Annotated in this window: 20 protein-coding genes; 5 read left to right on the top strand and 15 right to left on the bottom strand. The window is 52.3% G+C overall.

From position 1 onward, the window contains the following. Nucleotides 1–340: 340 nt before the first annotated feature. Nucleotides 341–1,012 carry a hypothetical protein gene (locus HBA55_RS21110; RefSeq protein WP_166995521.1) on the top strand — a complete coding sequence of 224 codons (672 nt, stop codon included), beginning with the start codon at nucleotides 341–343 and terminating at the stop codon, nucleotides 1,010–1,012. An 872-nt stretch (nucleotides 1,013–1,884) separates the two neighbouring features. On the opposite strand, the gene HBA55_RS21105 is transcribed toward HBA55_RS21110, so the two are convergent. The 7 genes from HBA55_RS21105 to HBA55_RS21075 form a co-directional block, all read right to left on the bottom strand. Next, entirely contained in the window at nucleotides 1,885–3,759 is a 1,875-nt protein-coding gene (locus tag HBA55_RS21105; protein WP_166995519.1) for a hypothetical protein, read from the bottom strand. Nucleotides 3,760–3,762: 3 nt separating this feature from the next. Continuing rightward, a complete protein-coding gene (locus tag HBA55_RS21100) occupies nucleotides 3,763–4,785 on the bottom strand; it encodes a hypothetical protein (RefSeq protein ID WP_166995517.1) in 1,023 nt (340 codons plus the stop codon). 84 nt (nucleotides 4,786–4,869) lie between these two features. Continuing rightward, a complete protein-coding gene (locus HBA55_RS21095; RefSeq protein ID WP_166995515.1) occupies nucleotides 4,870–5,208 on the bottom strand; it encodes a hypothetical protein in 339 nt (112 codons plus the stop codon). Nucleotides 5,209–5,583: 375 nt separating this feature from the next. Further along, on the bottom strand, nucleotides 5,584–7,491 hold the full coding sequence (locus tag HBA55_RS21090) for a DEAD/DEAH box helicase family protein (protein ID WP_166995513.1): 1,908 nt from the start codon (nucleotides 7,489–7,491) through the stop codon (nucleotides 5,584–5,586). 455 nt (nucleotides 7,492–7,946) lie between these two features. Next, entirely contained in the window at nucleotides 7,947–8,756 is an 810-nt protein-coding gene (locus HBA55_RS21085; protein ID WP_166995511.1) for a hypothetical protein, read from the bottom strand. Between the two features lie 606 nt (nucleotides 8,757–9,362). Then, nucleotides 9,363–9,749, bottom strand: a complete 387-nt coding sequence (locus tag HBA55_RS21080) for a hypothetical protein (RefSeq protein ID WP_166995509.1) — start codon at nucleotides 9,747–9,749, stop codon at nucleotides 9,363–9,365. 55 nt (nucleotides 9,750–9,804) lie between these two features. Next, nucleotides 9,805–10,401 (bottom strand): recombinase family protein, encoded by a 597-nt coding sequence (locus HBA55_RS21075; protein ID WP_166995507.1) that lies wholly within the window; start codon nucleotides 10,399–10,401, stop codon nucleotides 9,805–9,807. A 200-nt stretch (nucleotides 10,402–10,601) separates the two neighbouring features. Between HBA55_RS21075 and HBA55_RS21070 the strand changes: the two genes are divergently transcribed. Continuing rightward, nucleotides 10,602–10,856 (top strand): hypothetical protein, encoded by a 255-nt coding sequence (locus tag HBA55_RS21070; protein WP_166995505.1) that lies wholly within the window; start codon nucleotides 10,602–10,604, stop codon nucleotides 10,854–10,856. A gap of 236 nt (nucleotides 10,857–11,092) precedes the next feature. Here HBA55_RS21070 and HBA55_RS21065 read toward each other — a convergent pair whose 3' ends face one another. The 3 genes from HBA55_RS21065 to HBA55_RS21055 all read right to left on the bottom strand — a co-directional run bounded on the left by HBA55_RS21065 (nucleotide 11,093) and on the right by HBA55_RS21055 (nucleotide 13,650). Continuing rightward, the gene (locus HBA55_RS21065; RefSeq protein ID WP_166995502.1) at nucleotides 11,093–12,112 is read right to left on the bottom strand and encodes a DUF262 domain-containing protein; all 1,020 of its coding nucleotides are present in this window, start codon (nucleotides 12,110–12,112) and stop codon (nucleotides 11,093–11,095) included. Continuing rightward, entirely contained in the window at nucleotides 12,102–12,680 is a 579-nt protein-coding gene (locus HBA55_RS21060; protein WP_166995501.1) for a hypothetical protein, read from the bottom strand. The genes HBA55_RS21065 and HBA55_RS21060 overlap by 11 nt, the downstream gene beginning before the upstream one ends. Nucleotides 12,681–12,903: 223 nt before the next feature. Continuing rightward, a complete protein-coding gene (locus HBA55_RS21055) occupies nucleotides 12,904–13,650 on the bottom strand; it encodes an outer membrane beta-barrel protein (protein ID WP_166995499.1) in 747 nt (248 codons plus the stop codon). 221 nt (nucleotides 13,651–13,871) lie between these two features. Here HBA55_RS21055 and HBA55_RS21050 point away from each other — a divergent pair, with 221 nt between their 5' ends. Then, entirely contained in the window at nucleotides 13,872–14,420 is a 549-nt protein-coding gene (locus HBA55_RS21050; RefSeq protein WP_166995497.1) for a hypothetical protein, read from the top strand. Nucleotides 14,421–15,138: 718 nt separating this feature from the next. On the opposite strand, the gene HBA55_RS21045 is transcribed toward HBA55_RS21050, so the two are convergent. Next, the gene (locus HBA55_RS21045) at nucleotides 15,139–15,885 is read right to left on the bottom strand and encodes an outer membrane beta-barrel protein (protein WP_166995495.1); all 747 of its coding nucleotides are present in this window, start codon (nucleotides 15,883–15,885) and stop codon (nucleotides 15,139–15,141) included. A 362-nt stretch (nucleotides 15,886–16,247) separates the two neighbouring features. On the opposite strand from HBA55_RS21045, the gene HBA55_RS21040 reads away from it, so the two are divergent. Together HBA55_RS21040 and HBA55_RS21035 are read left to right on the top strand one after the other, a co-directional pair. Further along, a complete protein-coding gene (locus HBA55_RS21040) occupies nucleotides 16,248–16,760 on the top strand; it encodes a hypothetical protein (RefSeq protein WP_166995493.1) in 513 nt (170 codons plus the stop codon). A 319-nt stretch (nucleotides 16,761–17,079) separates the two neighbouring features. Next, complete coding sequence (locus HBA55_RS21035; RefSeq protein ID WP_166995491.1) at nucleotides 17,080–19,023, top strand: polysaccharide biosynthesis protein; 1,944 nt, start codon at nucleotides 17,080–17,082, stop codon at nucleotides 19,021–19,023. Nucleotides 19,024–19,421: 398 nt separating this feature from the next. Here HBA55_RS21035 and HBA55_RS21030 read toward each other — a convergent pair whose 3' ends face one another. Genes HBA55_RS21030 through HBA55_RS21015 form a run of 4 tightly spaced genes read right to left on the bottom strand, consistent with a single transcriptional unit; the run spans nucleotide 19,422 to nucleotide 26,696 of the window. Next, entirely contained in the window at nucleotides 19,422–22,853 is a 3,432-nt protein-coding gene (locus HBA55_RS21030) for a glycosyltransferase family 4 protein (RefSeq protein ID WP_166995489.1), read from the bottom strand. Further along, nucleotides 22,850–23,938: a glycosyltransferase family 4 protein gene (locus HBA55_RS21025; protein ID WP_166995487.1), complete on the bottom strand. Its 1,089-nt coding sequence runs from the start codon at nucleotides 23,936–23,938 to the stop codon at nucleotides 22,850–22,852. The genes HBA55_RS21030 and HBA55_RS21025 overlap by 4 nt, the downstream gene beginning before the upstream one ends. Then, on the bottom strand, nucleotides 23,935–25,482 hold the full coding sequence (locus HBA55_RS21020; protein ID WP_166995485.1) for a methyltransferase domain-containing protein: 1,548 nt from the start codon (nucleotides 25,480–25,482) through the stop codon (nucleotides 23,935–23,937). The genes HBA55_RS21025 and HBA55_RS21020 overlap by 4 nt, the downstream gene beginning before the upstream one ends. Nucleotides 25,483–25,499: 17 nt before the next feature. Then, the gene (locus tag HBA55_RS21015; RefSeq protein ID WP_166995482.1) at nucleotides 25,500–26,696 is read right to left on the bottom strand and encodes an ABC transporter ATP-binding protein; all 1,197 of its coding nucleotides are present in this window, start codon (nucleotides 26,694–26,696) and stop codon (nucleotides 25,500–25,502) included. Nucleotides 26,697–26,698: the final 2 nt, after the last annotated feature.

Here is a 26,698-nt window from a genome sequence, read left to right as displayed (position 1 = left end):
CAAAACTGGGGGCTCACCCTGTCGCAGCTCGCCATATTCTTTGAAGGCCGGCTTGATGAAGTTATTGAATTATGATGTTATGCGGGAACGCCTAAACCCGGCCTGACACAGAATTTTAGACGCTCCCGAAGGAGATAGAGACCAAACTAAAGAACATATTCAAATAGGAAGCATTCTCTACATCTTTCATCAACCATCGCCATCTAAATGACCTCGAACACTGTGAACACACCCAACGCCTGTGTATCATCAGCAAAATCAAGGGTTACAGTGGCAAGTTTCCGCCGCAATATCTGCTATAATTTCGCTCCATTCTAAGTCACCCAGAGACCAAGATAGCTTGAAAGCACTGCTGGTATCATTAAAGAAATACGCCACCTTACGGTCTGCCATAGCAACAAGCATTACAATCTCCCTGACAGCCTATGCGGTCATCATACAGAAGAAAGAAGCAGATTCATCAACCCACGAACGCGCTCCTTTCTTCCACGTGAAAGAGGAGCAGCTTAAAAACCCAACCACCGAAATGTATGACAACTCTGTTCTGAGCGTGACACATGCCGGTACGCTTGTTAACAACATCAAAGCGCGTGCCCGCACCTACGTGCAAGTCCTTCACGCAGGGGATGAGTACACAGAAACACTAGTTCCAGTGGTAGGCTACTACTCTGCTAGCTTCCCCACATCTAACCCGACCGGACTTATCACCGAATTTACGGACCCAGATAATCACGCCAAACTGTTCGCTTTAAACCAGAGTGCATTGGAGCATTCCAAGCGCCACGACGTTTATGTTAACCTCAAGCTGCACACCCTGGTTACCATTGAATACACAGGGCAGGACAGACTACCGGGAACCGCGTATTTTCTAAACACGGAACTTGTAAGCTCAGATGAGGTTCAGCACCTTCAGTTGCTTAGCAGAGAGCCTATATTGGTCGATCTGAAAGTTGCGAATTTAACTGATCTGCTGGATGCAGCCCGGCGGATAGAAGCACTTGGCCTCCTATAAGAGCATTGCACCATACCGGAATAAGTTCGCGAGATAACACATGGACTACATCATCACAGAAAACCTCACAGGGCTTTAGAGTCAACAGTAACCGACGCCAAGAACCCCGAGCACCCACGTTTGCATCAGGTTTTCGAGAGGTATAAGAAATTGCAGCTTATGCTGATAAATTCTAGCCAGCTGTTTGATCTTCTCTGCTCACCCCCATCAAGTAGCAACGCGATAGTCTAAATCATGCCCCCTATCGACGACACTACTTCGGCCATCCTGACCATACAATGACCACCTGACCACCTTCATTGATCTACATCAAGAACAACCACTAAATGACGGGTTATCAATATAGACACTGAGGGTGCATAAACACCTTCAACGCGGTCCTGCCGCCCATCTAGTAGGTCACGGCAGCGCCTTTCGGTAACCCAGAGTGTCAGGTATGCATGAATTTTTGCGGTTCCGCTGTTGTCGCTTTCCGTCAATTCTGGGCTACACCTTCTGGAAAAAACCTTAATATTGGTACTTTTTCCGGCTGGTTGTACGTTCGGCGCTCGTGTAAGCTCGATTATCACAACGGTCAAGGATGCCTCCAGATCGGCCTGGAACGCCAACATTTAACTGACCGTCGGAGTAAATATGTTGTACTTCAGATACACATCATCCCTTGAGAAAATTCTTTGTGATTACCGAAAGGTCACGCGACCTTTATTGAGATTACTGGTGGACGTCCGAGCAATCTTGACGATTGTTATGGACCTCTTTCGGTGACGCTCGGTGCCCCACAGGTTATCCACTGGGGCTACCAAATGATCGGTGATATGAGGAAAAGCCCGCAGTCATCGGCATAATGACATACGGGCGGTCAGCATTATTACTTAAGGCTCATCGACTGCCTGCAACGCAGAGGCTCGACTGAGGACGGCACCGAAGTGGTCGACCAACATGTCTAGCCTTTGTGTGCTAGCAGTTCGACTTGCGGTCGACGTGAGTAGCTTCCGTGCCTGCTGGTTCTGCGTGATGAACTTAAAGAGCAGAGACGCACCGCCGATCTTGGCGGCAACCATTGGCGACACACCGACGCCGACCCCAAGCAAACCAGCCATTGCTAGCCGATGGCCATTCGGGGGGTTATGCGCAGACTGTGCGGAGTTCTTGGTGTATTCCATTAGAGACATGATACCCTCGAACACGTTCTTATCGTCGCCCTTGAACAGCACACCAGTGGTACTCCCCAGCTTCTTCACGTGACTGCGGAAGGTCTTCGGGCTGAACACATCGTGGACGAAAGATTTCTCAAAGGCATCCAGGAGAAATGCTGACTGCATCCGCCGTTTACCCTCATCGGTCAAAGCGTTGTACAGAGTGTTCGTGCGGTGCTTCGACCCTCCAGAAGCTTTCAGTTGCCGCATAATGGCTTCGGTCTCGTTGTTCTCCAGAGCGGTCTTCAAGACCTTGTTTTGCTTGAACGGTAAGACCTCCTTTCGGTAAAACAGATCCGCCTCAGATAGTTTGGTGCTCAACGCCTCGACACCTTCTGCCGCCTGAGCGTCCAGACTCGCAGCATGCCGCACCGCGTCTTCCTTCATTGCGTCGGCAAGCTCCCGCATCTGACTAGCCTCGAAGCTATCAATACCACCCGCCTTATTGTTAGACTTTGCGATAACTCGCTGCATCTGGCGGTGTAATGTAGCGGCACTGCCGTCCTGCGTCTCGCGAATTGCGGAGAGCATCGCGCTGAACTTTCCACCGAGACCGTTAGCCATTTGGTCTTCCTGCAGCAACCTATCGATGACCGCATTGGTTTTATCACGGGGCACCGGACCGAAGTCGTTGAGGGCGTTCCAGAAATCACCATACAACTTGCCTTTGGTCTCCTGCACTTCGTCGAATCGCTTTCTGATTGCCTCCTGTAGGGCTGACTCAGCGTCGGCGAAATTGTCATGACTAAAAGTATCGATACGACTCTTGACCGCTTGCTGTGCTGCCTTGTTCTGCGCGATTTTCCCGGCTCCCGTACCAACTAAAGGAACGTCGTTTGTTAGGCTTTCCGCTTTCTGCAGGACACCACCGTCACGCATGATGTCCGTCAGATGAATCGGCACTCCAGTCTGTTCATAAACCTCATCAGCCCGTTGTGCTGCCTCACTGGTAAAGTGCTTGCCCCGGTTCAATACCTTATTGCCTATCTTACCGGCGACGTTTACGACACCAGAAGTAGCACCGGATAACAGCGCGCCCTCTCCTGCTGCCTCAAGGCGTTCCTCCAGTCCACCACGTTGCACTATAGCTGCAGTGGTCGCACCTTCAGCGGCACCGACAGCGACCGTAGGTAGTAGCTTAGAGCCAACCTGCAGACCCGCCTTAGAAGCCACACCGCCGACACCAAGACCTACAGGTGCAGTAGCCGCGACCTCACCGACCACTTCGCCGACATTGGCCAGCGTTGAGGAGTCTGCAAGTTGACGCCAGGACGCCTCGTCGGCTTCGATACGCTTATTCAGAGCAGTCAGTGAATCATCGTCGCCTGTGGCTCGGTAGTAGGCGTCTTGTACACCTCTGCCAACATTTGTCATGCCCCGCCCGACACCGACGATGAACTTATCGGCACCGCTCATGCCCTCGGTGTAGTCTGGTTCGGGGTCAGCCTGTGCAGCCTTAATGTGTTCTGCAATTTGCTTAGCATGGTCAAAGTTACCGGCAGCGTGTGCCTTCTGTAAGGCGGCATATAGCCGGTCTGTTGATACTGTCATTCGTTAAACTCCATAAATCTCAGCAAGCTGTTCCTTGGTCAGCATTCCTGACGGATGAACACCAGCGCCGGTAGCACCGATGTCCTGCATCAGTTGACCATCAGGCTTCAGTGATTCCAGAGTGACACGAGAAGTGTCGACACGGTCCAGGCCGATGTCGGACTGATTCCACTTCCTGCCGTCCGCGATGTTTCCATAGCTCGACTTGAGACTGTCCATACTGTCCATTTTGTTGTTATAGGCCGCCAGTGTGAGGTCGAGAATCTGCTTCCGCTGTTCTGGCAGAAGCTTACCTTCTCCATGAAAGCTCTGAATGGCCTGCTGCAGCGGTGCGGGAATCATTGCGGCAGTCTTAGGGTTCTCGGTGAACCATGCGCGCGCACCCTCCACAGATGCCACTTCAGACTCTCGGGCTACCGATTGAGGGTCCAGCGTTTTCAGAAAGTAGAACACCATGGCGGTATCCGACATGTGATTACCTCGGCGGTATGCGTCGACCATCTTGCCCATGGATTGCTTAAGGTCATGATAGCCGGACTTATTGACCTCTGCGTTGACCTCCTTCCGCATGGAATCAATTTGTTTGTACTGGGCCATTACCGGGTCGCCAGCATAGGAGACACCAACGTCGGTTTCTTCCAGTTGACCGCGAGAATCTTCTCGATACCACACATCCTCACCGGCTTCATTGACACCTTTGCGAAGACCTTTGTGAGTCGGGTTGGCGTCGTTAAAGTCTTTGGTGGCTTGCAGTTTCTGGGTGTGGGTATCGAGCTGCGACTCCTGCCGCAGACCTATAAGCTCCTTCTGCCGCTCGAAGGCGGTCTCTGCGTCTGCCTGCCGTATCTCTCGCTGTTCTGCACGGACTTCAGCATCGTGAGTCCAGCCTTCCCTGCGGACACGGTCAGCCTCCGCTCGGGCTTCAGCTAGCCGCTTGGTGCGATTCGCTTCGACCGACAGGTGCCGAAAGTAGTTGCCGCCCTCTTGGGTCATTACTGCTAGGGCTCTGAGTGTATTACTGTCCATAATATTATGGTTTCCTGTGTGATTAAGTTGTTGTGACACCCGCAGTGAGACTGCAGGTGCCTGATGGTTTCTTCCGATACGCTGTTACTGGGACAGACCGAAGCAGTCCAGAATGAGAGCGCGGTACTGAGGCAGAAAGTATTCGTCCAGGAAAGCTTTCGGAAACACTGGGATACCGGTGAAGCATGAAGGAACGCCGTATGCGTCGACGAACATCTGACTCAGGCGGTCACTCAGCACTTCCTCGATGTCCATCACCGCATCAAACATAGCGTCCTCTCCGAGGGAGCACTGGTCGCCACAATCAGAGTCGCAAAGGTCGCAGGGTGCATCTGCGCGCTCTGTCAGTACATGGCTCGGCACATCGCACAGGGCAAATCCTGCGGGGAGACCCTGCTGGTACAGATAGTCGCCGATAGTCATGGCGTCTAGTCCTATGAACGTGAATGCATCTTGCTGAGTGAAGGCGGGCTGAGAGCTTGCCTGCTGGGTGCCCTGTACGGTGTCAATTTGAGTGTTTGGGGTGGTCATGTTGATTTCCTATAGATGGTAAAAAGTGACCAAAAGCTGTCCAATTTTGGTGTCAAAAGGCGACCTAAATGGGGCTTTTGGTACTGTCTGAGGGGGTATTTCAGGTGACTCGCAGGCTACTTAACGTGTTAACTAGTTGATTCTGCAAGAATTTTTGATTGCCGACCACGCACACGCACGGGAGAAAGCACGATTTTGCTCTGGGGTGCTGTGGTGGGCTTTGAGGTGGCCGAAAGTGGCCGCTTGGTGTACTGCTGGAGAGAGACTTTACGCAGCTTCAGAAACCTGCAGACGAGTCAGGTATTTGCTACGACCGGAGAGACCGAGCTCTTTCGCGGAGGCTGTACGCCAACCGAAGGCGACCACCAAAGGTCGTATTTTCTTCGCGTCTAATCTCGGACTGACCTGCTTGGTAGATACTCCGATCTGGTCTGCCAACTCCGAGTAACTCAAGGTCTCCGGCGTATCCGGTGAGGTCAACAAGTCTGCCAACACATCGTTCCCGACGTTACTGTCGCACCTAACACTCTCTATCAACCTCGCACCTGGGAATAGAAGCTCGATATTGCTGACCAAGCGCTCCAACTCCATTGACGTATGCAAGGTCATCTGACCGCAGTTACCATCGGCATCGATGTTCCGCACATTGCCACGGCAGGCAAGCTGCTTGGCCCACCGCAGGAGATGACCTTCAGCCGACCGGAGGAACTTACCCTGCAGACCGCCTTGAAGCTGTGAGAAGTCAGCATCGACAGCCTTCCGGTTCTCCAGTGCTAGCACGTTGCCTGCAGTCGCCCTACCCGGACGATGGAACTCCGAGAACAGAAAGACGTGCTTTACATGCTTAAAGTCGTTGGAACCGACTCCACATCCCCAATGGTTGCAATGAATACGCCTTCCATCCCACCACAATTCCCGGCTACCATCGTCCGGCCTGAACAGTTCGAAGTCCGCGACGATTTTCTTATGAGTAACCACCAGCACCTCATCGCCCTCTTCGGTGGCAGTTAGAATATGGTCTCGCATCCACGCGACGTACTCACGAGCCTTACTGATACTCTTGGTGAAGTCACGAACCTGTTTAAACCTTGCAGGATGCTCAATGTAGCGGAGACCAAGATTGCAGTAGTTCACCTTCGGCACATCCACGGAGTCGACACCAGACATCAACTGATAGAGACCTGTCAAATCTGCTGTAGCATCCAACAACACATACCCCGGTGCGGGTCGGAAGCTTGTCAGATAAGCCACAAAGGACTTGGGCTGCTGTCGACTGAGGAATACATAGCCGGTTGAAGCAGCTTTCAGAAACATTAGAGTTGCCTGATGAGAAGCTGCCATCGCTTCGTTCACATAACCAATGTAGTCAGCATGTAGAGCTTTCAGTCGCTCCACTGTTAGCTCCTCCGACTCTGCTAGAGAAACCAGCTCAGGAGCACTATATTTGGCACCGGCAGACTCGAAGTCGCTATCCATACGCTCCTGCACGATCTTTAACAATGGTAGCCAGGGATGTTCGGAGTCGACTTGTTGTACGAAGTCACGAAGTTTAGCGACATCAGATGGCACCCGCTCGATAAGCTCGACCAGCTCGGGATTCTCGTCGATGAATATACACTGACGGAGATTACCGTTACACCGACGTACGCCACGGTCTTTGTCGTCTTTCATCTCAGCTAACCACTTGTTATGCGTCACGACGATTACAGGCGTCGTTAACAGACCCTCCTTGTCGTAGAGGTCGACCCCTTGAAGACCGAAGCGGTCATAGCGTTTTTGCTCAGAGCAGGCCGCATCGTGAGCACCGGTCCAAACCATAATGTCCTTACACTGGTCACCATCGGCTAAGTCCATCAGAGACTCGTACACCTCATTGCAGAGCTGAGCGGTGGGCAGAATGAATGCGGCTGTGAACTCGGGGTCGACCTTCCGACGGGCCAGAGCGTAAGCGACACTGCTTGTAGTCTTGCCGCCGCCTGTCGGCGCTGAGACCACGTTGAAGGTCACGCCTTCTTTCTCCTCTCTGGCCTCCCGTACGGCCTTTGAGGCGGCCTGTTGGATGGACTGTGCGACCGCATCGGCAAACGGTGTCAGCTCTCTGTTCTGCATCATGGCCTGCTTCTGCCGGACCTCTAGATACGCTTGGGTTACTTGTTGTTCTGTTAGTTCGTTCACGTAGTTCCTCATTGGGTTGTCAATTGAACGGTTCTTTCGGTTGATTTTGTGGTGGTATTGCTGGCGGTGATTTACTGCGGCATAAAGACCTCCGTTGACTGCGTCAGGTGGAATCGGTCGAACTCCCGAAGTGACTGCGTCATGTCATACGCATCTGAGAGAGACCAGAAGTTAAAGTCCCGGATTGCTCTAAAGAATATGTCTTTGTGGAGCACTTCAGGAGTTCAGAGGGTTGGCGGAAAGAAAGACGTCGGGTCTACTGAATCGCGTAGCAGGTCTTGGGTAAGAGCTTTAGCTCGCGACCGAGTTCTGCAGCACTGCAGGTCGGGTGCTATTACCTTTGTAATAAACCCATTCTGAAAGTCTGTGACTACAAGACCCATTGGCACTCATAGGCTTACTGTACGGCACTCTAATCAAGAGGATTGCTATTGAAGTAGTAGCAACCAACACGATTAGCAAACTCGTTCACCGGCTTCTGCTGGGTCGACAATACTGATGTTTGTAGGTGGCTGCAGGTCGTACTCTACGACACATACTTGGTCGCCCTCTCTGTACATTGAAATGTCAACTTCACCGTCACTGCATGAGTCCGTGAGGGTCTCGACATCAGGGCCGCCATCAATGTCAAAGTAGTACTCATCCGATAATAGAGGCTGGTCGATATACTCTTCCAGGGAGCACCCGAAGCGGTCGTTGAAGTATTTCGGCATCTTAAGAGCGTCTAACATAATTGCGGAAAAAGCAGCTTGCTGACACTCGAATAGAGTCTTCCTGCCTTTTAACACATTAGCTTCGGCGGGCATGACCGATAGATTATCGTGATGATGAAGACCACCTCGGCATAAAGGGACATTATGGTCGACGTGATGAGAAACACCGGTTTGTTCCGCCAATGCCGCTGCGGTGGCGTAGTATCGCCTGACCTCTTCACTATCGAAGTCATTCGGAACCTGTCCCAGCTCAACAGCCCTCGACCTAGCATGTGATTCTACAGCTTGGACTAACCGCCTTCTGCGCTTCTCTGGGTCTTGGTCATAGCGGTCTTGGTACTCCTTCACACAGACGGCACACTGTTTGGTTGAAGTGTAGCGATGGCTGGTATGGCCATTTATGCACTGGTTGCCATTCTTATAGAACCTACTGCCGGTCCTCTTCGCTACCTCGCGGTTTGAAGGCGGCAAGGCCAACACGAGACCGTCGGTGTCAATCTGTGGCTGCTGGTTACTGTTGGTATTACTGGTATCTGTTGCTGTGTTCGTCATGGCTGTCATTTCCTTTGTCGATTTCGGTCGCCAATTGGATGTCGTGAGGTGGGTCTGGTGAGTGCTCTAAATGCGCTACATAGGGTCCTTCATAAGGATGTTTCGATATTGAAAATCGCAATGCTGGAGAAAAAGAAGTTAGTCGAAACCACCGTTCTTCTATAAGCGTACACAATCACTAAAAGTGGCGAACGACGCCGAAATGGTCGACATCGTGATTTCACACTGATTCGTGGTCTGGGGACTGAGCGCAGCCCGACTTGCCACTATCAGCGATTGCAACAACAGCCGAATCACGCTGGCTTGTTCCTAAAGGGGGTGATATTAATTCTGAGGGGGTGAGGTGGGAGCCTCTATAAGGGTCGGGTATTAATATTGAGAACGGATTAGATGGGGCTTCTCTATAAGGGGTTCCTATTGATTTTGAGAGAGGATTAGGCGTGGCTTCTCTATAAGGGGGTGTTTTGGGAATTAGAGGGTCGAGCAGATACGAAAAAGGAGCCGCGAAGGCTCCTTATGGAGACATATAGCTGAGGCGTCAAGCCCCGATTCTGGCAATATCTAGGCTGCTACACGGTGCCTTAATGCCGGAACTCTAAGCGCCAATTACACGTATTTCAATATGTCTTCAGCTTCCGTCAGGCTGGTCTCAAAGTCACCCGTCAATAACTGGTCGACATACTCCCGGCATGCCTGCTTGTCCACCTGCTCAGCGGTCATGCGGTCCATCAGACCCTGCACTAGAGTTGCCATCAGATCGAGCTGTGTATCCTTCTGAAAGAGCAGTACATCTTTCTCGGTCGGTGTCAGCTCCATTAGATTGTCCCAGTTCCTCACATCATGAGAGTCAACATGTTTGAGCTGTACGCCGATAGTCTCCGCCAGAGCCCTACGATTTGACTCCAGCTGGCAGGCATAGGCGATTGCTTGCGCTGCTCTTACAGATACTCCGTCAATGTTGAAGATAGTGTTGCCGGTTACTGCAGTGGTCATATTACTTTACTTCCTGTGTTTCTCGGTGATGGCCGTACGTGGCCTGAATGATTGGTTAATTTGTAGTCTCGGTATTCTTCTCAGAGGACGAGAGATAGCGGTATAAGGTTGCTCTGCTGATGCCGTACTCCTGGGCAAGCGCCGCTTTAGACTTCTCTCCAGAGGCGATGTCCGCCCGTAGCGCCTCTACCTGTTCTTCCGACAGCGTCTTCTTCACGCCAAACTTGACGCCTTTCTCTTTGGCTTTCTCGATGCCCTCCAGCTGTCGTTCTTTCCGCAGGTCATTCTCAAACTCCGCTATGGCACCCAGCATGTTGAACATCAAGCGACCGGTGTTCGTCGTGGTGTCTATTTTCTGGTCGAGTATGTTCAATCCTACCCCCTTATCCTGCAGTGCCTCAGATATTTTGTGCAGGTCTGCGACACTACGAGCCAGTCTGTCGAGCTTGCAGACCACCAGAAGGTCACCCTTCCGTACATACTTTAGGCACTCCTGCAGCACCGGTCGGTTATCTGCCCGCGTGCCCGACCGCTTTTCTTGAAAGATTTCCTCGCAACCCTCTTCGGCCAGCTTATCCAGCTGTGACTCCAGGCTCTGTCCATAAGAACTAACGCGGGCGTACCCTACCTTCTGTCCCTTGATGGCGCTCATTTTATGTCTCACATCCTTCTTGGCTATTTGAGAAAAACATTGTGAGACACTTTGTGATACACGTCAAGCCCTGATTCCACGGCAACCCTTCAGGCGCTCCAGAATGTATACTTTGTGAGACTTCGGATTGTTGGCACCGACAACCAACCTGTGGTCTAATCTGGTGCACACGGAAGATAAACCACACGAGACATAAGGATATGAGCAAAGACACCGACAGCTGGTCCCCGCGACCACCACAAGCTCCCTACCAGACAACCACTCCGCCCTCCTCCAGACTGGCTATTGTCAGTGTGCTAGCCTGCTTGGTAATTCTGTTGGCCACTCTCGGTCATCGCTACGCCATCGGCCAAATGGCGATTTCGAAGCCTTCGGTGTCAGTGAGTGAGCTGGCGGTAGTCGACACCAAGCAGCACCGGGACGGACATTTACGGCACCCTCAGTCAGAGCAGTGAGAAAAGAAAAAAGAGGCGGAAAGTTTACGGAAGGCTGGCGGTAGGAGTCCCATTTGGGGCTGCACGGGTTGAAGCCCCCTACCCCCCCCCCTTATATATACGCGCGCGGTTGCAGCTCGGGCATGGTCTCACAGATTTTTTGTCAGATTTTCGGGAGGGGTTGATTCATTTTTAGCGCCTGAGCCTTAACCGCTAAAGGCCATGAGAAAACTCTCAGGCAGCATTTAGAAACCCTACTATTCACCTTCCACACGACTCACAATACCAGCCAGAATACGCTCACGCTCGGCACGTCTGGATTTATCCGATGTTGACCGCGTTGACACATCGGCATACTTTTCAATATCCGGCTCATTCGGGTCAAAATCATCTGCTTTGGCCTTTAGTACCAGCCTAGTAATTTCTTCGCTAACCACCTCTGATTTCTTAAATTGATTTTTCCCGGTCTTCCTGAAGTACTCTAGGCAAACTCCAAAAAGAGAGTGAAAATTCCCCTTGGATTTAAAGACCATTTTATTACTGTTATCCACGATGGAACGCACTAGATTTATTGTTGCATTAAACTCATCCTCATACTCAGACTCGGATGGAAAATCTTCATCAAAGTTTACATAGGCCGGCTCAAGCATATCTTTCTTTGCAGTTATCCCAAAAACCTGACGCACCAAAAGCTCGCTAACGTACTCAATGTCCAGCATCCTCCTCACATCTCTCGCTGTAAACAGCCCTATACTCTGAAAGTACGGATTGTCAGCAAGCCTCTCTGCAGCCTGCTTGAACCTGCCGGAATAACGAGCATTCCGCAACTCTTGGTCATTCAAGGCTACATTATTGGTGTTCAACTTAGAAAATATGCTCCTGATTTCATCGTCGTTGGTCTTTCGGAGGGTGCGGACAACGACCTTGTAATCCCAGAAGGACTCTTTTACGTCAGCCGACAAATCCCTAAAATACTCACCGCTCCAATCGTCGTCATTGGGTAGGGGATACTCATTGTCTATGAACTTCAGGATTGATGTAATCCGTTGTTGACCGTCTACTACTACATGCGTCTGCCTTCCAGTATCTGCATCAGTGACTACTTGAATATACACCTCAGGGAACGGCAAGTGCTTGAGCACCGTATCCATAAGTGCAGCCCTCTCCTTCTCAAGCCATACTGCGCGTCTTTGGAACTTTGGACTAATCTCTAGGCGGTCATCATTTCTCAAACCATTAAACCAGGATATCGTCTGCAAACTTACATCATAATCCATCTCTGATTGCCCTTTTTGCCAGCCGAAAACCCCGAACATAATAGTCGATAGCCTCGGTTTGATTCTTGAAAAACATCATATTCACCTGCCGGTAGCCGACACTCTCATTGGAATAGTTGTTTGTATTGATGTCATACTGAAACCTTGTGGGTGACGCTTTGTTGGGTATCCATTTCGGAGTTATAAAGCCTGAATAAACGTTTTCACCGTTCCTCTTCAAAGCTAACCGCTGGTACCGATTGAGCATGTAATACTTGCTTCTGTGATAATCCCGCAGCTCCTCCCATACCTCGTGAAAAGTCTCTGGGCAGATAATCACGACATCAATATCTGACTTCTCGCAGAACGGACGAAAGCTCTTTTCCGGATTCAGACTATAGCCCCAGTTCCCTGAGCCCATTATTGCGATGTGGTCTGAATTTACGTAATCCGAAGATATTGCATTTATATATTCCGCATATCGTACAGCTTCTGGGAGGGCATGAACGTAATCCCGATATAGACACTCGCGCGTCAGCACTTCTGGCTCAAACTGGGAGATTGTGCTTTTGAAATCTTTTACTTCCATATATACGCAATGCAGCACGGAACCACTGTATAAGATACGAGCACTGGCTTCGGAATCACTCGCTACAATTAGGAGCCCAGCCTAGTATTAACTCCTTACTTACGCGTCCGACTATGTACAAGCCTCAACTACCGTCCGTAGACTCTGGCGATGTTAATTCATCGTGTCTCACATTAACAGGGAACTCTCACCGAATAATTAAGCCCACTAACACCCGACCCCATCAAATCTCGTAAATCAAGCTGACGCCCACCGAATACGGTGTGCCATCACTGGATTCAAACCCGCCGGGCACCGCCTTGACCATGGCTCGTGCGGACAGTTTTTCGGTGAACTGGTAGGCAGCGCCGAGTCCTAGCTGTAACCGGGTGTCGGTCTCAGTATTGGAATCGGTAATCTCTCTCGGTATCGGTACCGGGGAAACGATAGGTCCATCAAGTGAGATAGGAATCCGATAGGAAGCCTCAATTCGCTGAGAGACCAAGCCTGCAACTCCAATCAGCGACACCGCAGGCCAGTTAGTCAACTGATGGTTCCACAGCAGGTCCAGACTCAAGGTTTCGACGGAAGCCTCTACGGTGGCGAGCCCATGGCTTACGCTACTGCTTTCCGTGTCACTATCAAAGTAATTCAGCTCAACAGCCCATGGTCCATCAAAGCGGTATCCAAGGAGAACATTCCATCCGTTGTAATTGTCTTCATCGAATTCGGAGAGGTCGGGCACTGATAGTAGTGCTGGTTCGAATGCGGCAACTGCCAGCGGCGGAGGAAAAATGGCGTGGGCGGTAAAATGCGGACCCGTAAGCTCTCCGGTAGCTGGACTGAATCCAATGCCCGGCTCTCCAAACAGCTCGGAACCATCCAAGTCGAGTGAGCTAAGGGTGTACCCTCCGCCGATATAGAGGTCTCCAAAGGCCGAGCAGGAGGTAAGTAGTAGTGCCGGGAGCAGCTGCTTGATGCTGGTACGCATATGTCTTCCTTGATTGATTGTCCAGTGGGTGTTTCAGCAGGTCCTATCCCCGCTGAGCACAGTTTACCGCATCCAGCCTCCTATGGAAGTAATCGGTGCCAGAATGACTATCGCGTCAAGAACCTTTGGATGTGACGCAGGTCACAGAATGCAAGCCGAACAAGTCTCATCATTGCGCGGCTACAGGATGTACCGACGAACACCGACAGGGAGGACCCCAGATGCTCGACTTTACCGATACCCTCACGCTTTGGCTCTTCGCCAACTCCACCGCCATTATTGCGATAGCCTATTGGTTTCATCAGACCGATAAACAAGCTGAAGCTCAGGCCATCGATATGCAGGAATTCATGGATAAGGTACGCCCGCATATTGAGGCACAGAAGAACCGTGCTGATGCAGCTGAAGCGCGACTAAAGGAGGTCAGCGAGTCACATGCAGCTGAACTGAAAAGCCTGAACGACACCGATAAACTCAGGAAAGCCGCCGCTATCGATAGCTTCCTAGAGATGAAACAAGAGCTGTACCAACTGAGAGAGCGCATCGAGAATTCAGAACGCTTAATGACGATGGTACAACCAAGAACTAAGGATTTAACGCATCAGATGGTCAGTCTCACCGATAGGCTAGACCTCCTAAGTAACCGCATGAATAAAGTTGAAAGCAAGATACTCACTGCCGCAGAGATTCGAGTGGCCCGACTTGCAGAAAAGAACCGAGGAGATAAAGAGCGCGAGGTGACGCATCTGGCAGACCACTTGCACAAATAATAGCCACATCTTGCCTCAGCGGGTGCTCTGCCCGCCCTCTTCCTTCTTCTATATGTGCCCTAAAGTCCCCTTTTGTGGGCTCAATCCGACCACCTCACATCCTTCAATCCGGGTCATACAGTTGGCGTTCAAATGGAGGCATTTAGCCTGTAGACCATCCGTCGGGGGAGACAAAGCCCCTACTCTGGTGATACTCTACCGGGCAAGCAAGCACACCCCCAGAAACGCGGAAAGCCAGAGCTGGCGGGGGCTACAGGGCATCTGCTTCGTTAATCATTGGGTCGCTGGTTCGAGCCCAGCAGGCGGAGCCATATAAGAGAAAGCCCTGTAGACTACCATCTACGGGGCTTTTTTCGTTTGTACGTTGGCAAACGGTGTTCGTTGGACCACTTCTGGACCACTTTCATGCGGACACAAAAATACCCTCAATATCTGGCCATCCGTGCCGGACACTATCACTTCAAACGCAAAATTCTCGGACAGACTGTTAGAGTCTCCCTGAAAACCACTGACCCACAGATTGCTGCCCAACGAGCTGCAGTGCTGTACCCACGTAGAACCACCTAAAGAGGCTCGGTGGCACTGGCCGAAGCCATTGAGGCGCTATCGGGGAATGGAGGCAAGGAGAACAAATGGAAGTAGCGCGAGAGCATTTTTTGTTATTTTGGGGTAATGGGTGGAAGCCCTCTACGCCCAAAGCTCTCGACCACCGCCCTGATTAAATCTCGTAAATCAAGCTAACACCAAGCGAGTACGGAGTGCCGTCGCTGAAATCAAATCCACCGGGCACCGCCTTGACCATGGCTCGTGCGGACAGCTTTTCGGTGAGCTGGTAGGTGGCACCAAGACCTAGCTGTAACCGGGTGTCGGTCTCAGTATTAGAAGCACTTAAAGCCGACAGAAAGCAGGCAGATGGGTCACCCCCTGGACACTGCACAGCTCCATACTGAAATTTGGTCTTCACTCTTTGTGACACCACACCGGCAGCTCCAATTAGGGAAACTGACGACAGGCAAGCCAACTGATAGCTCCACAATACGTCAAGACTCAAAGTTTCGAGTGAGGTCTCTGCTGACATATTGGTGCCCGCGAGATATCGCGCTGTACTTTCAGTTCCGCCATCGAAGTAATTCAACTCGACAGACCACGGCCCGTCGATACGATATCCCAGGAGCACGCTCCACCCGTCGAACCTATCCTCTGCCAGTTCAACGAATGGATCGAAAGGTGCGAAATTCGTGAACCCTAAGCCAGTTGAGGGGCCGAGCCCGGCACCTATCAGCGGCGGACCTTGGGTGAGATCTGTCCTGAGGGTGGGAGAGCCAGCATTTGGGTACTCAAAGACCTCCATACCATCCAAGTCGACAGAGCTATAGGTGTACCCACCGCCGATGTATAGGTCTCCGAAGGCTGAACAGGAGGCAAATAGTAGTGCTGGGAATAGTTTCTTGATGCTGATACGCATAGGCCTTCCCTGATTGATTGTCCATTGGGTGTTTCAGCAGGTTCTATCCCCGCAGAGCGCAGTTTACCGCATCCAGCCTCCTATGGAAGTAATAGGCGGCAAGATGAATATCACGCCATAAACCTGTAGATGTGACTCAGGCAACGGAATACAGACCAAACATGCCTCACTATTGCAAGAGCCTATAGACTGCTTCACTTTGATACCCCGGCAAAGCAGAGCATCTATATGCAGCACATGAATAACCTCTCGTCACACTACAACCAACAAGTCTTACACCCGAGGTGGAAATTAGTGCCAAAATGTGCAAACTGATTGTTAAGCCATACCGCGCCTCAAAGACGGACTTTAGGAGAAAAATCATGAGAATCAGCTACAGATTGATTGCCCTATTCGTTGCGGCTTGCCTGTGGAGCACCACATCACTGGCAGGACCTAATGCAAATGCCAACGAAAACGCCCAGACCAATGCAAGCGAGAATTCCAAGGGCGATGCCGCTGGTAGCAATGCGGGTGGCAATAGCGACGACAATAATGCAGGCGGCAATGACAAAGCCAAAGGGCGCCCCGGGGGCAAGGTTGCCATCTGCCACTATGACGCTGAAGAAGACCTGTTCGAGACCATCGTAGTGGGTGAGCGGGCTGGTGAGCGGCATCTGGCCAAACACGAGTCAGACCGTGAAATAACCGAAGAAGACCAGACTGACGTCGAAATAGAAGGCGACTGGCACAACCCCAATAGCGCGAAAGGCGCTTGCCGAGAGGCTTGCGAAGCGCAATCCATGGTCTTCACCAATGTCATCGATGTCAGTGAGGATAACGTGTTCAGCTGTCAGTGCAGCTCGTGTCCTGTCGATGATGCCGAAGAAGCATAACCGTACTGTTGCCAGAACGCCCGCAGGCATAGCAAAGACGTCCTGTGGGCAGTTCGACAGGCTCCTCTGGTTACCCAACCGTACATTTTGAAACAATCTCAAGGGCCTGAAACCCTTTCCTCATGCCGGCCGGCGCGTTAGAATTTGCACCCAACGAAATAGGGATATTCAGTCGTCGAGCCCCCAGGGAACAAGGCGCTACAACCGCTGTCGGACCCGAAACCACCCAGGCCATTGAGCACGCAGCTTGTATTAAAGAATATTGCTACTGCCCTCAGCCGGAAGAGAAGCTAACGACGCTCACCAACATGGACGCCCAATGATCTTAAAGCACAATCTGCTGCAACCCCTGCTCGAAGCTGCACGCCCAACCAAACGGCTGGTTTCTGTTGCCTATGATGTTATTGGCCTTTGCCTGGCCGCCTATCTGGCCTGGGCACTTCGCATTGGCGAACCCTGGATCAGCCCCACACAAACAGACCTGACCTGCCTCCTGTTGACCATCAGCGTGTCGATTGGCGCGTTTATCCGCCTGGGCCTGTACCGCGCAATCCTGCGATATATGGCTCACGATGCCGCGTTCAGTGTGTTTATCGGTCTGCTGATCAGCACAGCGACTCTGGCCACGAGTGCCCAACTGTTGGGTTCTTCCATGCCGACCTCCGTCCCCTTGATCTACCTGCTGACGGCCATGTTTTTTATTGGCTTGCCACGTATCATGGTGCGAAATGTGGTTCAGCTGCTGTTCCCTCTCGGCGACACCAAAGTCATTATTTATGGCGCCGGCAGTGCCGGGCGCCTGCTGGCCGACTCTTTGCGCCAGAGCAAAGATTACCAGCCCATTGCTTTTATTGATGATGATCGTCGCCTGCAGGGGAGCCAGATTCGAGGACTCCAAGTCTACGCCAGCAGCGACCTTGAAGAACTTATTGTCAGCCATCAGGCCAGCAATATCTTTCTTGCACTGGGCAAGGTGGAACGGGCCAACCGCCTTCACATCGTCAGGCAGCTGGAGAAGTATCCGGTTCAGATCCAGACCATCCCACCTCTTGAGGCCCTCACTCGAGGCCAAGCCAACATTGAAGAGGTACGGGACATTCAGATTGAGGACATTCTGGGGCGAGACCCGGTACAACCCGATGGCGAACTGATGCAGGCCAACATTCGCGACAAGGTGGTGATGGTGACGGGTGCCGGGGGCTCCATCGGATCTGAGCTGTGTCGGCAGATTATCCAATTCCAACCCCGGGCACTGATCCTGTTTGAACTCAATGAACACAACCTCTATCAAATAGAAAATGAGCTTCAGGCTCACGTTCAGAACGAACAGCTCGATTTGCGCCTGATCGCCCTATTGGGCTCGGTCCAGGACCAAGGCCGATTGGTCAGCGCCATGAAGCGATTCAACGTGCAGACGGTTTATCACGCCGCCGCCTATAAGCACGTACCATTGATCGAACACAATATGATTGAAGGTGTGCGCAACAATGTATTCGGCACCCTTCATTGCGCCAGAGCCGCCCAGATCACATCCGTAGAAACCTTTGTATTGATCTCCACCGACAAGGCTGTGCGCTCAACCAATATTATGGGCGCCTCCAAGCGCTTGGCAGAGCTGGTATTAAAATCTGTAGCGGACAACAGCCGCACCACGCGATTTTGCATGGTCCGATTTGGCAACGTTTTGGGCTCTTCCGGCTCCGTAGTACCGCGCTTTCGTGAACAAATCGCCCAGGGCGGCCCCGTGACCGTAACCCATCCGGAAATCACTCGCTACTTCATGACGATTCCTGAAGCAGCTCAACTGGTTATTCAGGCCGGCGCCCTGGCTCAAGGGGGCGAGACCTATGTACTGGAAATGGGTGAACCCGTAAAGATTACTGATATGGCCCGAGAGATGATCCAGCTGAGTGGCTATACCGTGCGCACGGCAGAACTTCCGGAAGGCGATATTGAGATTGCCTACACAGGATTGCGGCCAGGTGAAAAACTGTATGAGGAACTGCTGATCGATAACAATGTGGTCGGCACCAAGCATCCCCGCATCACCGAGGCCTTGGACCCTTCCATTGGCCAGGAGCAGGTCACTGAATTGATTGATGCCCTGAGCCTTGCCTGCCATGAGTGGGACTGCCAGGCGGTACAGGCCATTCTGAAGAAAACCCCGACAGCCTACTCAGGTAGCGGCCACATCAACGACCTCGTGTACCAGCCGGTCAAACCCCAACCCCTTCGCGTGGTCACTCCAGCAAAAACGGTCTGACCACCAAACCCTTGGATTCACGGGATGGCGCTCTCGTGTTTGAAGGTGCTGTGAATCCTGTACCAAAAAAAAACCGCTCCATAGGGAGCGGTCTGAATTTGCTTCTCGCGCCAGGCGCAAATCTGTGGTCAGGACCTAAAAAAGAGCAGACTCAGAGACTGAGCAAGCTCTACCTAGGCTACCGCAATCCATGCAATCGGTCCTGATAAAACCCCAGATTTCCTAGACTAACAAACAATCCTATGAATCACAACCTAAAAAGATGACCAATGAGTGCTGACAAATCCACCAGATTGCTCGGATTGCGGACAGAAAGCACTATTTGAGGGCGACTTCGCCGCAGCTGGTAGCCATTCGGCGCCAGATCAGTGAGGAGCCCTCAGCGGGACAACAAGCCCTCAGCGGGGCAACGAGCCCTCAGCGGAATATAGGTATAAAGCCGTCAGCATTGACTTGAGACGCTTTGAAAGCCGCTGCCAATCATGCTGCTGCAACCACACTTGTTGACGCTGCAGTTGCTCCTTGTCATTGAACCTCTCCTGCAGCCACTGGTCTAATCCGGCCATTAATTCCGCAGACTCAGTCCCTGGCAGAAAGCGAACAGCCTCAGCCACATCTTCGAAAATCGGCAGGGGTGTACACATCACCGGTTTACCGGCACCCAACCCCCACCGAACCGCCGCACTGGAAGACTCCTGGGTGTGCTGATAAGGAAACACAATGACATCGGCTTCAGTGAGCCACGCCAGGGATTCATGGTCTGGAAGAAAATCCGTCACCATAGTGACTTCTGACTCCAAACCCAGGCGGGAAATTAGAGCCCGACACTCCGCAGCTTCTTTTTCAGAGGCGTCCACCGGGTAACAGGCGTTCATCAACAAGAGATGCAAATCATCCCGAGTGCAGCTCAGTTCAGCAAAGGCTTCGATCAACTGCCGAACACCCTTGTGGGGTAACAGGAAGCCATAGCTGGCGATAACTCTCTTGCGCCCGCTTTGGTGAACACGATTGAAATGCTCACGAATAGACTGAGGTGGCGCAGGTGGTTTTTTTGAAGGCAGCGCCACGCCGTGAGGAAACAACGTAACGTTATCCACCAGCCCATAGCTTTTCAGACGATTGAGATCGTCGGTGCCGTGAACCAACAATCGAGTCGCCTGCTTTAATTCTGGCAGAATGTCGCGTAACGACTTGGTAACCTCGCCCTCGATCACATCCGCGGTGGAATGAAAAGTCAGTAACACCTGCACGCCACCTTGATACAGCGTGCGCAGTAGCTGCCGCAAATGACTCAGTCGGAAGAACGAGAAGTTAAACTGAATCAACAACTGCCTTACGCCGGCTTCTTGCACCGCGTTGGCCACCTGGGTCAGATCGTCGTCAGAACCCGACTCCCAACAGCGCAACACCCGTTCACCATCTGTTTCGGTCAATTCCGCATCACGGTTTGCAAAAATCCAGGTATTCGACAGCGCAGGCTGCAACAGCAACTTACTGTAGGTGGCAATACCACATTTACTGTTCCAGGTAGTGAGAGAGCCAAAAGCAAGCTCCGCATCCAACAGCGGTGCAGGCGCTTGCTGCATAGTAAGATCCAGGCGTTCGGCAACGGCGTCCCAGGTATACTCGCGTTCAATCAAGGCCCGCGCCTTTTGGACTCTTGCAGCTGTAAATTCGCGAAGCTTTCCGGACTGGTGTTGCCGATAAAACTCCCCAAGCAACTGCGCCAAGTGCTCAACGTCCGGATTGACCCAAACCGATGCACTCTGATCCATATGGGTATTTGCACGAGCAAACTGATAGTCAATCAGCCAGGCCGTATCGTCCTTGCAGAAATCCGCCTGACCACCATAGGCCGTGGTAATCACCGGGAGATCGTGCAACATGGCTTCCGCCATTGGCAGCCCAAAGCCTTCACCACGGCTCGGTGCGACCAACACATTGGCCCGCTGATACAGCGCACGAATGGCGGCGTCATCGAGATCCTGATTGATCAGAATAACCCGTGGTGCCTGCTGGCCCCTTTTTTGAAACACACTCTGCCGCCAGGTTTGCAACTGCTCTTCTATACGATGATGAGGATTGGGGAAGGTCTTGATGATCAGAGTCACATCATCGGCATCGTTGAACGCCCGACCGTAGCTCCCCAACAGACAGTCAACACCTTTGCGGGGAAAGCAGGATGAGATATGCAAGAAACATAAGCCCTGCCCAAGTTCCGGCAATTGGGCATCACATGGCTCAGTGGCCAGTATATGATCGGCGCCGATGCCTATCGTATGAATCGGTGTCGTCACCCCATTGTCAATCAGCGTGCGGCTGACATAGTGAGACATGGTGGAAACAAATTGCAGATGGCGGTTAAAGCCATTGACCACATCCCACGGAAGCACCGATTCTTCCCAGCCGTAGGCACCCATACCATTGACGTCGCCCTTGAGGCCTTGTGCCCGCGGCGGATACAGTAAACGCAGATGGGTTTTGGCGTTCTGCCGGGACTGCCCCACTCTCGCCAACCGGAACATGGCTGCGCAATCGGGGTTGTGCTGCAGAAAATCAGCGTCAGGTTCAAAATCTCCGTGCCCCTCGGAGCTGCGCAACGCCACTTTCCCGGGATGCCTGCGATTCAGGGCACGGGCCAATTCACGGTTAACGATGGCGAGGCTATAACTGCTGTCAAATGGGCCTTCGATAAGGTATTGCAACTGGCCCGCAGGCGCGTCTAATGCCAGACTTGAGGGCGTTGCCGGCAGCTGAATGTTAAACCGTTGCAGAAACTCCGCCAGCTCTTCATAGAGCCTCACCGGCTCAAACGCCTGCAGACGCTCAGAGCCGGCTTTCGTTATCGCCGCTCGCAATCGTGGAGATTGCATCAGCGCTTCGATGGTGGCCGCGCAGAGTTTGGGGTCGTCCTTGTCCAGCACCATACCGGCTGCACCAATGGTATGGTGCACGTTGCTGTCGGGGGCGCTGTAGGCGAGCACTGGTAAGCGCTGAGCCATGGACTCCACCAATGGCATACCAAAACCTTCGTGATGGCTCAGGCTCACGTAGAGGTCGGCTTTTTGAAATTCGGCGTTTAGCTCGCCGGCAGGAACTTTTCCGGTAATTCTGACATGGTTGTGTAAACCCAGACGATCAATTTGCCGATCCAGTTTTTCCACATAGGCGCTGTCATCGGTACTGCCCACCAGGGTGAGGCGCGCGTTCAATCCTGACATTTGTCGCAAGTGATGCAATGTTTCAATCAAACCGTGTTGATTCTTGTGCTTCATCAAACGTCCGACAAACAGCAGCGCGCACTCATCTTCCAAGGGACGAAAACTATCCGCCGCAACCGTTGTTTGAAACTGCTGCAAGTCCACCAGTAAAGGAATATCCTTGCAGTGCAGCGGATCGTATCCATGCGCTTCGAGAATCTCACGATTTGTACGCGAGTCCGCGATCGCCCCTTCGAGCCAATCCGCCCAACTATCCAATTGCTGCCAGCCTTGTTCCAACATGGGCTGAATGGGATCATCTTCGGCAAAGAAACGAGCGGGCGTAATATTATGGAATACCATAAAGCAACGATCCGGCAGTGCCCGAAGCCAGGCTTCAAAACCGTTCCCTATGCCATGATGAATCAGCAGTACCTGTTGTGCCGCACCCTGATAATCCAATCGATGCCACACTCGATCGGCCAACGACGGATGGATTTCCTCGCAGTAAATCTCCGATTCGATACCTGCCGCTTGCAGCAGCCGCTGTATCAGAAACATCCCATTGGTAATACCGTCACCCGGGCTGCAGGAGAGTGAAAACTGATGAATGGCCGGTAGCGTGCTCAAGACGCTGCGTCCTCATGCACCCAGAGCCCCAACGACAATAGAAAATTCTGCAATTGGGGTTGCAGCGTAAGCGGTAAGAAACGCTGCAGATTATCAGTCCCGGAACGAACCAACTGCTGGTGAAGATCCAAATCCTGATTCAGCATCGCCGTTGCAGCCGCCATTTGTGAAGGGTTTGCATCGTCCAGCAATAGTCCGGATGCTCCCAAGGTATCCGCAATATTGGAGCTATCGAACGCCACTACCGGCACACCGTAAAAACCCGCCTCCACCAATGGCATGCAGAAACCCTCATGCTCGCTGGCGCACCAAAGCGTATCGGCCTGTTCGAACAGCCAACGCAGTTGCGCATCAGAACACTTGCCGGTAAACCAGACATGCGGCTCCAACCCCAGGCGTTGGACGTGAGCCCGCAGCGCGGCATCGTATCGGGCACTGCTGCTTTCGCCCACCAGGCACAAGGTCGCATTCAGCTCCGGATTCATCTGACGGAGATGCCAGAGCGCATCGACGAGTAAATGCTGGCGTTTGTTCTCGACCAGACGCCCAATTGATAACAGCAGCAACCCCTCTCCACGTCGCTCCGAATCCACCGGTGCCACGCTGGCACCATCAAAACGGCGGGGATCTACCAATAAAGGCAAGGTGGCAACCGGAGAGAAACCGGCCTGCTTCAGCTCACGACTGTTGTACGGAGACATACCAACGGCACCGACAAAGCGATGAGGCCAGGCTCGCAGTTGTTCCCGGCCAATGCTGGCAAAAAAGTGCTCTGGAGAGTCCTCCAGAAAATAATGCTCTGGTGTAATATTGTGATACATCAGGACCTTGGGGCAGTCCAGGTCATATAACCACTGTTCAAACTCGTGCCCCATGGAATGGTGCACCAGCAGCAACTGGCAATCTGTGACGTCAAGGTAAGGCGATAGATGGATTTCGTCGGACAATCCCGGAGGCACGGTGCCGGCATAGATTTCCGAGCGATACCCCAATTTTCGGAGCATTTCCCTGGTATAAAACAGACCGCCGGTAACCCCGTCGCCCATGGCCGTTGCCGGGGCAAACTGATGAATACTGATACTCATGGTTTTATGCCGACAACCGCATAGTCTTGCGGCCCATAAAAATATTGGTTACACCGACGATCCACTTCGCCATGTTCTATCAACGCAAACTCTTCTGGTATCGGATTGAGTCGATGCAACTCAACATCGCCAAAGCCTTTGTATTGCAGCAGAAATTCGCTGAACGCCGGCGGCAGTGGATGCAGGTGAGTGGGGTCGGTATAAAAATGCGTAATGCCCGTCACCAAATTCTCTGGATTAGGTGTTTCAGCGAAGAACAATCCGCCAGGCCTAAGGACTCTCAGGCTCTCATCCAGCAATCTGCTGAGTACTTCAAAGGGAAGGTGTTCAATAACGTGAAAACAGCTGATGGCTGCAATGCTGTTATCCGGTTGCTGCCTTAGCCATTCAATACCATCGGTGGCAATGGCTTCGTGGCCTCTTTCCACGCAGGCTTCAACATTGTGGTGATTAAAGTCGATACCCAGTAACGGATAACCCTGTGATGCCAGCAGATCGAGCCAATCGCCCCGACCGCAGCCAATATCCACCAGCTTGCCGCCACTTTTCAGCGGTTCACAACGTTCAAGCAACGGCAGGTAGTACTGCATGCGCTCCAAAATCGTCTTACGGTCACCGCGAAAGTGCTCTTCAAACGCTGCGTAGAAAGCTTCGTTGATGGAAGAGGAATCCGTAGCTGTCGCCGCGACGGGTGCCGAGGTGCCGGCATCATCGACAGTAGCGGCACTCGCTGCAACAGGTCGACTTTCCAACGCCGTCAGACGCAGTCTCAGTTGCTGCACGGCTTCGTCACGAATTTTCTCGCGTTGCAGTAAGTCGGATTGATCCGTTTTCAGTCGTCCCAGCAGCGTTTGGTGTTTTCGTTCCAGGCGAATCAGCTTTTGTTGGGTATCGTGCAAATGCGCCTGAAGATGTTCGAGATGTGACTGTTGCTGGTGCACATGTTGCTGCAGATCGTTAAAGCGTTGATTAAGCTCTTGACGCTGTTCCTGATGTAAACGGAAACTGTGATTCAGGCGTGCATTCAGGAACAGTTTGTATTTGTGCAGCGTCAGAGAGCCATTCAAAACGCGTAAGATGGGTCCGACCAGCGGCAATTGAAATAACTTTTGTTTGGAACGATATTTATTCAGATCAGTCCCAAGATTGGCCTGATGAGGCGAGTTTTCGCGAAACAGACGAGCCTCCTCGGAATGCCACAGCCGCTCCAATAGCTGAGTTTTTTCGCCCCCCTCGCGCAGCAGCGCTGCATAGTGTTCCAGACCCTCGGGGTCAGGTTCGCGCCCTAGCAGTTGCTTGTATGCCTCCCGTACAAACTCACAATCATCATACGCCAGCACCGGCGGTTTGGTGGCGGGATCGACAGGTGCATGCTCTTCGCACGCCTGCACAGGAACAGTTTGTTCGTCTTCTGAATCAGCCATAGCCCCATCGGGATCAAAGGCGTTGGCCGCACTGCCTTCATCAATATAGGCATCCAGGGATTCCTGAATGCGCCTATTTAGCAGCTCAAAATCAATTTCCGGATTATTCGGGCGCAACATAGCGTCTTACCTTGTGGTTAGTCCTGGGCGCAGGTTTCGGTGAAAGTCGGCTGAAGGTTGCACACCCCGCCAAAGGGCGCACCGCGAATCCCCGCCACCTCGAAGCTGACGGCATTGTCCCACCAGTGATAGCAGTGACGGGTATGGTCCATCCCCTCGTGGGCCGCCACAGTGACGGTATATTTACCAGGAGCAAGATGCATCGGAAAGTGAAAGTCAAATCGCTTGTTCTCGCCCTGTTCGATGGCGAGAGACTGCCCCATATGATGGGTATTGGTACCGAAGATGTCTTGACCAAAGCGATCACGGATCATTATGCCCAGAGTCATTTCGCCAACATCTTGGTGTCCTTGCATATGGACAGACAATGTTGCCGTTTCGCCACTGGTCACAATGTCAGCACGGGAGTCTTGTCCGATCAGCTCGACTGCTTCAATTTTTGCCTCGAAGCTGCCATAGCCCTTATCACGGGTTTCACTGGTATCGTCGAGATCATCGCCTGCACCGAGAATCTGGTTGTAGGCATTGACCGCCACCTCTGGCTCGTCATCCACCACCAGATTGCCCTGGTCGAGAACAATAGCTCGATCACATAACATCTTGACCGCATTCAAGTCGTGGGACACGAACAGAATTGAGCCACCGCCAGCCCGAAACTGGCGAATGCGACGCATGCATTTTTGCTGAAAATGACCGTCACCGACAGAGAGCGCCTCATCGATGATAAAGACGTCAGGATTAGCGTGGATCGCAATAGCGAAAGCCAGGCGCATAACCATTCCAGAAGAATACGTCCGTAGCGGTTCATGGATATAACTGCCGAGTTCTGAAAACTCGATGACCTGATCACGAACCGCTTCGATTTCGGCAGGCGTCATGCCAATCAGCAGGCCGTTGATGACAATGTTTTGCAGACCGGTCTGGTTCATATCGAACCCGGTTCCCAGCTCCAACAATGCGGTGACTTTACCGCTTAAGGCGACCTGACCACTATCGGGCACCAGCACACCGGTAAGCAACTTCAGCAAGGTGGATTTTCCCGCGCCATTACGACCCAGAATACCCAGCGCTTCGCCATCGGCGACGGTAAAACTGATGTCGTTGAGTACGCGATGCCGCGTGTGAAACGGACGTCGCAGAAACAGCTCTTTAATACGATCCGAGGGCTGTGGGTAGAGCTTAAAGCTCTTTGTCAGTTGCTCGACCTGGATCATGA

It is taken from the genome of Pseudomaricurvus alkylphenolicus (assembly GCF_011683955.1).
GTDB classification, from domain to species: domain Bacteria; phylum Pseudomonadota; class Gammaproteobacteria; order Pseudomonadales; family Cellvibrionaceae; genus Pseudomaricurvus; species Pseudomaricurvus alkylphenolicus.
The sequence above is the reverse complement of the archived record's forward strand: the minus strand, read 5'-3'. Positions and strand labels throughout refer to the sequence as shown.

Coding starts and splice junctions, on each gene's coding strand:
- HBA55_RS21100 (WP_166995517.1), bottom strand. CDS start 4,785: ATGGACAGTAATACACTCAGAGCCCTAGCAGTAATGACCCAAGAGGGC.
- HBA55_RS21085 (WP_166995511.1), bottom strand. CDS start 8,756: ATGACGAACACAGCAACAGATACCAGTAATACCAACAGTAACCAGCAG.
- HBA55_RS21025 (WP_166995487.1), bottom strand. CDS start 23,938: ATGAGTATCAGTATTCATCAGTTTGCCCCGGCAACGGCCATGGGCGAC.
- HBA55_RS21015 (WP_166995482.1), bottom strand. CDS start 26,696: ATGATCCAGGTCGAGCAACTGACAAAGAGCTTTAAGCTCTACCCACAG.
- HBA55_RS21105 (WP_166995519.1), bottom strand. CDS start 3,759: ATGACAGTATCAACAGACCGGCTATATGCCGCCTTACAGAAGGCACAC.
- HBA55_RS21040 (WP_166995493.1), top strand. CDS start 16,248: ATGAGAATCAGCTACAGATTGATTGCCCTATTCGTTGCGGCTTGCCTG.
- HBA55_RS21080 (WP_166995509.1), bottom strand. CDS start 9,749: ATGACCACTGCAGTAACCGGCAACACTATCTTCAACATTGACGGAGTA.
- HBA55_RS21045 (WP_166995495.1), bottom strand. CDS start 15,885: ATGCGTATCAGCATCAAGAAACTATTCCCAGCACTACTATTTGCCTCC.
- HBA55_RS21055 (WP_166995499.1), bottom strand. CDS start 13,650: ATGCGTACCAGCATCAAGCAGCTGCTCCCGGCACTACTACTTACCTCC.
- HBA55_RS21020 (WP_166995485.1), bottom strand. CDS start 25,482: ATGTTGCGCCCGAATAATCCGGAAATTGATTTTGAGCTGCTAAATAGG.
- HBA55_RS21065 (WP_166995502.1), bottom strand. CDS start 12,112: ATGGATTATGATGTAAGTTTGCAGACGATATCCTGGTTTAATGGTTTG.
- HBA55_RS21070 (WP_166995505.1), top strand. CDS start 10,602: ATGAGCAAAGACACCGACAGCTGGTCCCCGCGACCACCACAAGCTCCC.
- HBA55_RS21060 (WP_166995501.1), bottom strand. CDS start 12,680: ATGGAAGTAAAAGATTTCAAAAGCACAATCTCCCAGTTTGAGCCAGAA.
- HBA55_RS21075 (WP_166995507.1), bottom strand. CDS start 10,401: ATGAGCGCCATCAAGGGACAGAAGGTAGGGTACGCCCGCGTTAGTTCT.
- HBA55_RS21095 (WP_166995515.1), bottom strand. CDS start 5,208: ATGACTATCGGCGACTATCTGTACCAGCAGGGTCTCCCCGCAGGATTT.
- HBA55_RS21035 (WP_166995491.1), top strand. CDS start 17,080: ATGATCTTAAAGCACAATCTGCTGCAACCCCTGCTCGAAGCTGCACGC.
- HBA55_RS21050 (WP_166995497.1), top strand. CDS start 13,872: ATGCTCGACTTTACCGATACCCTCACGCTTTGGCTCTTCGCCAACTCC.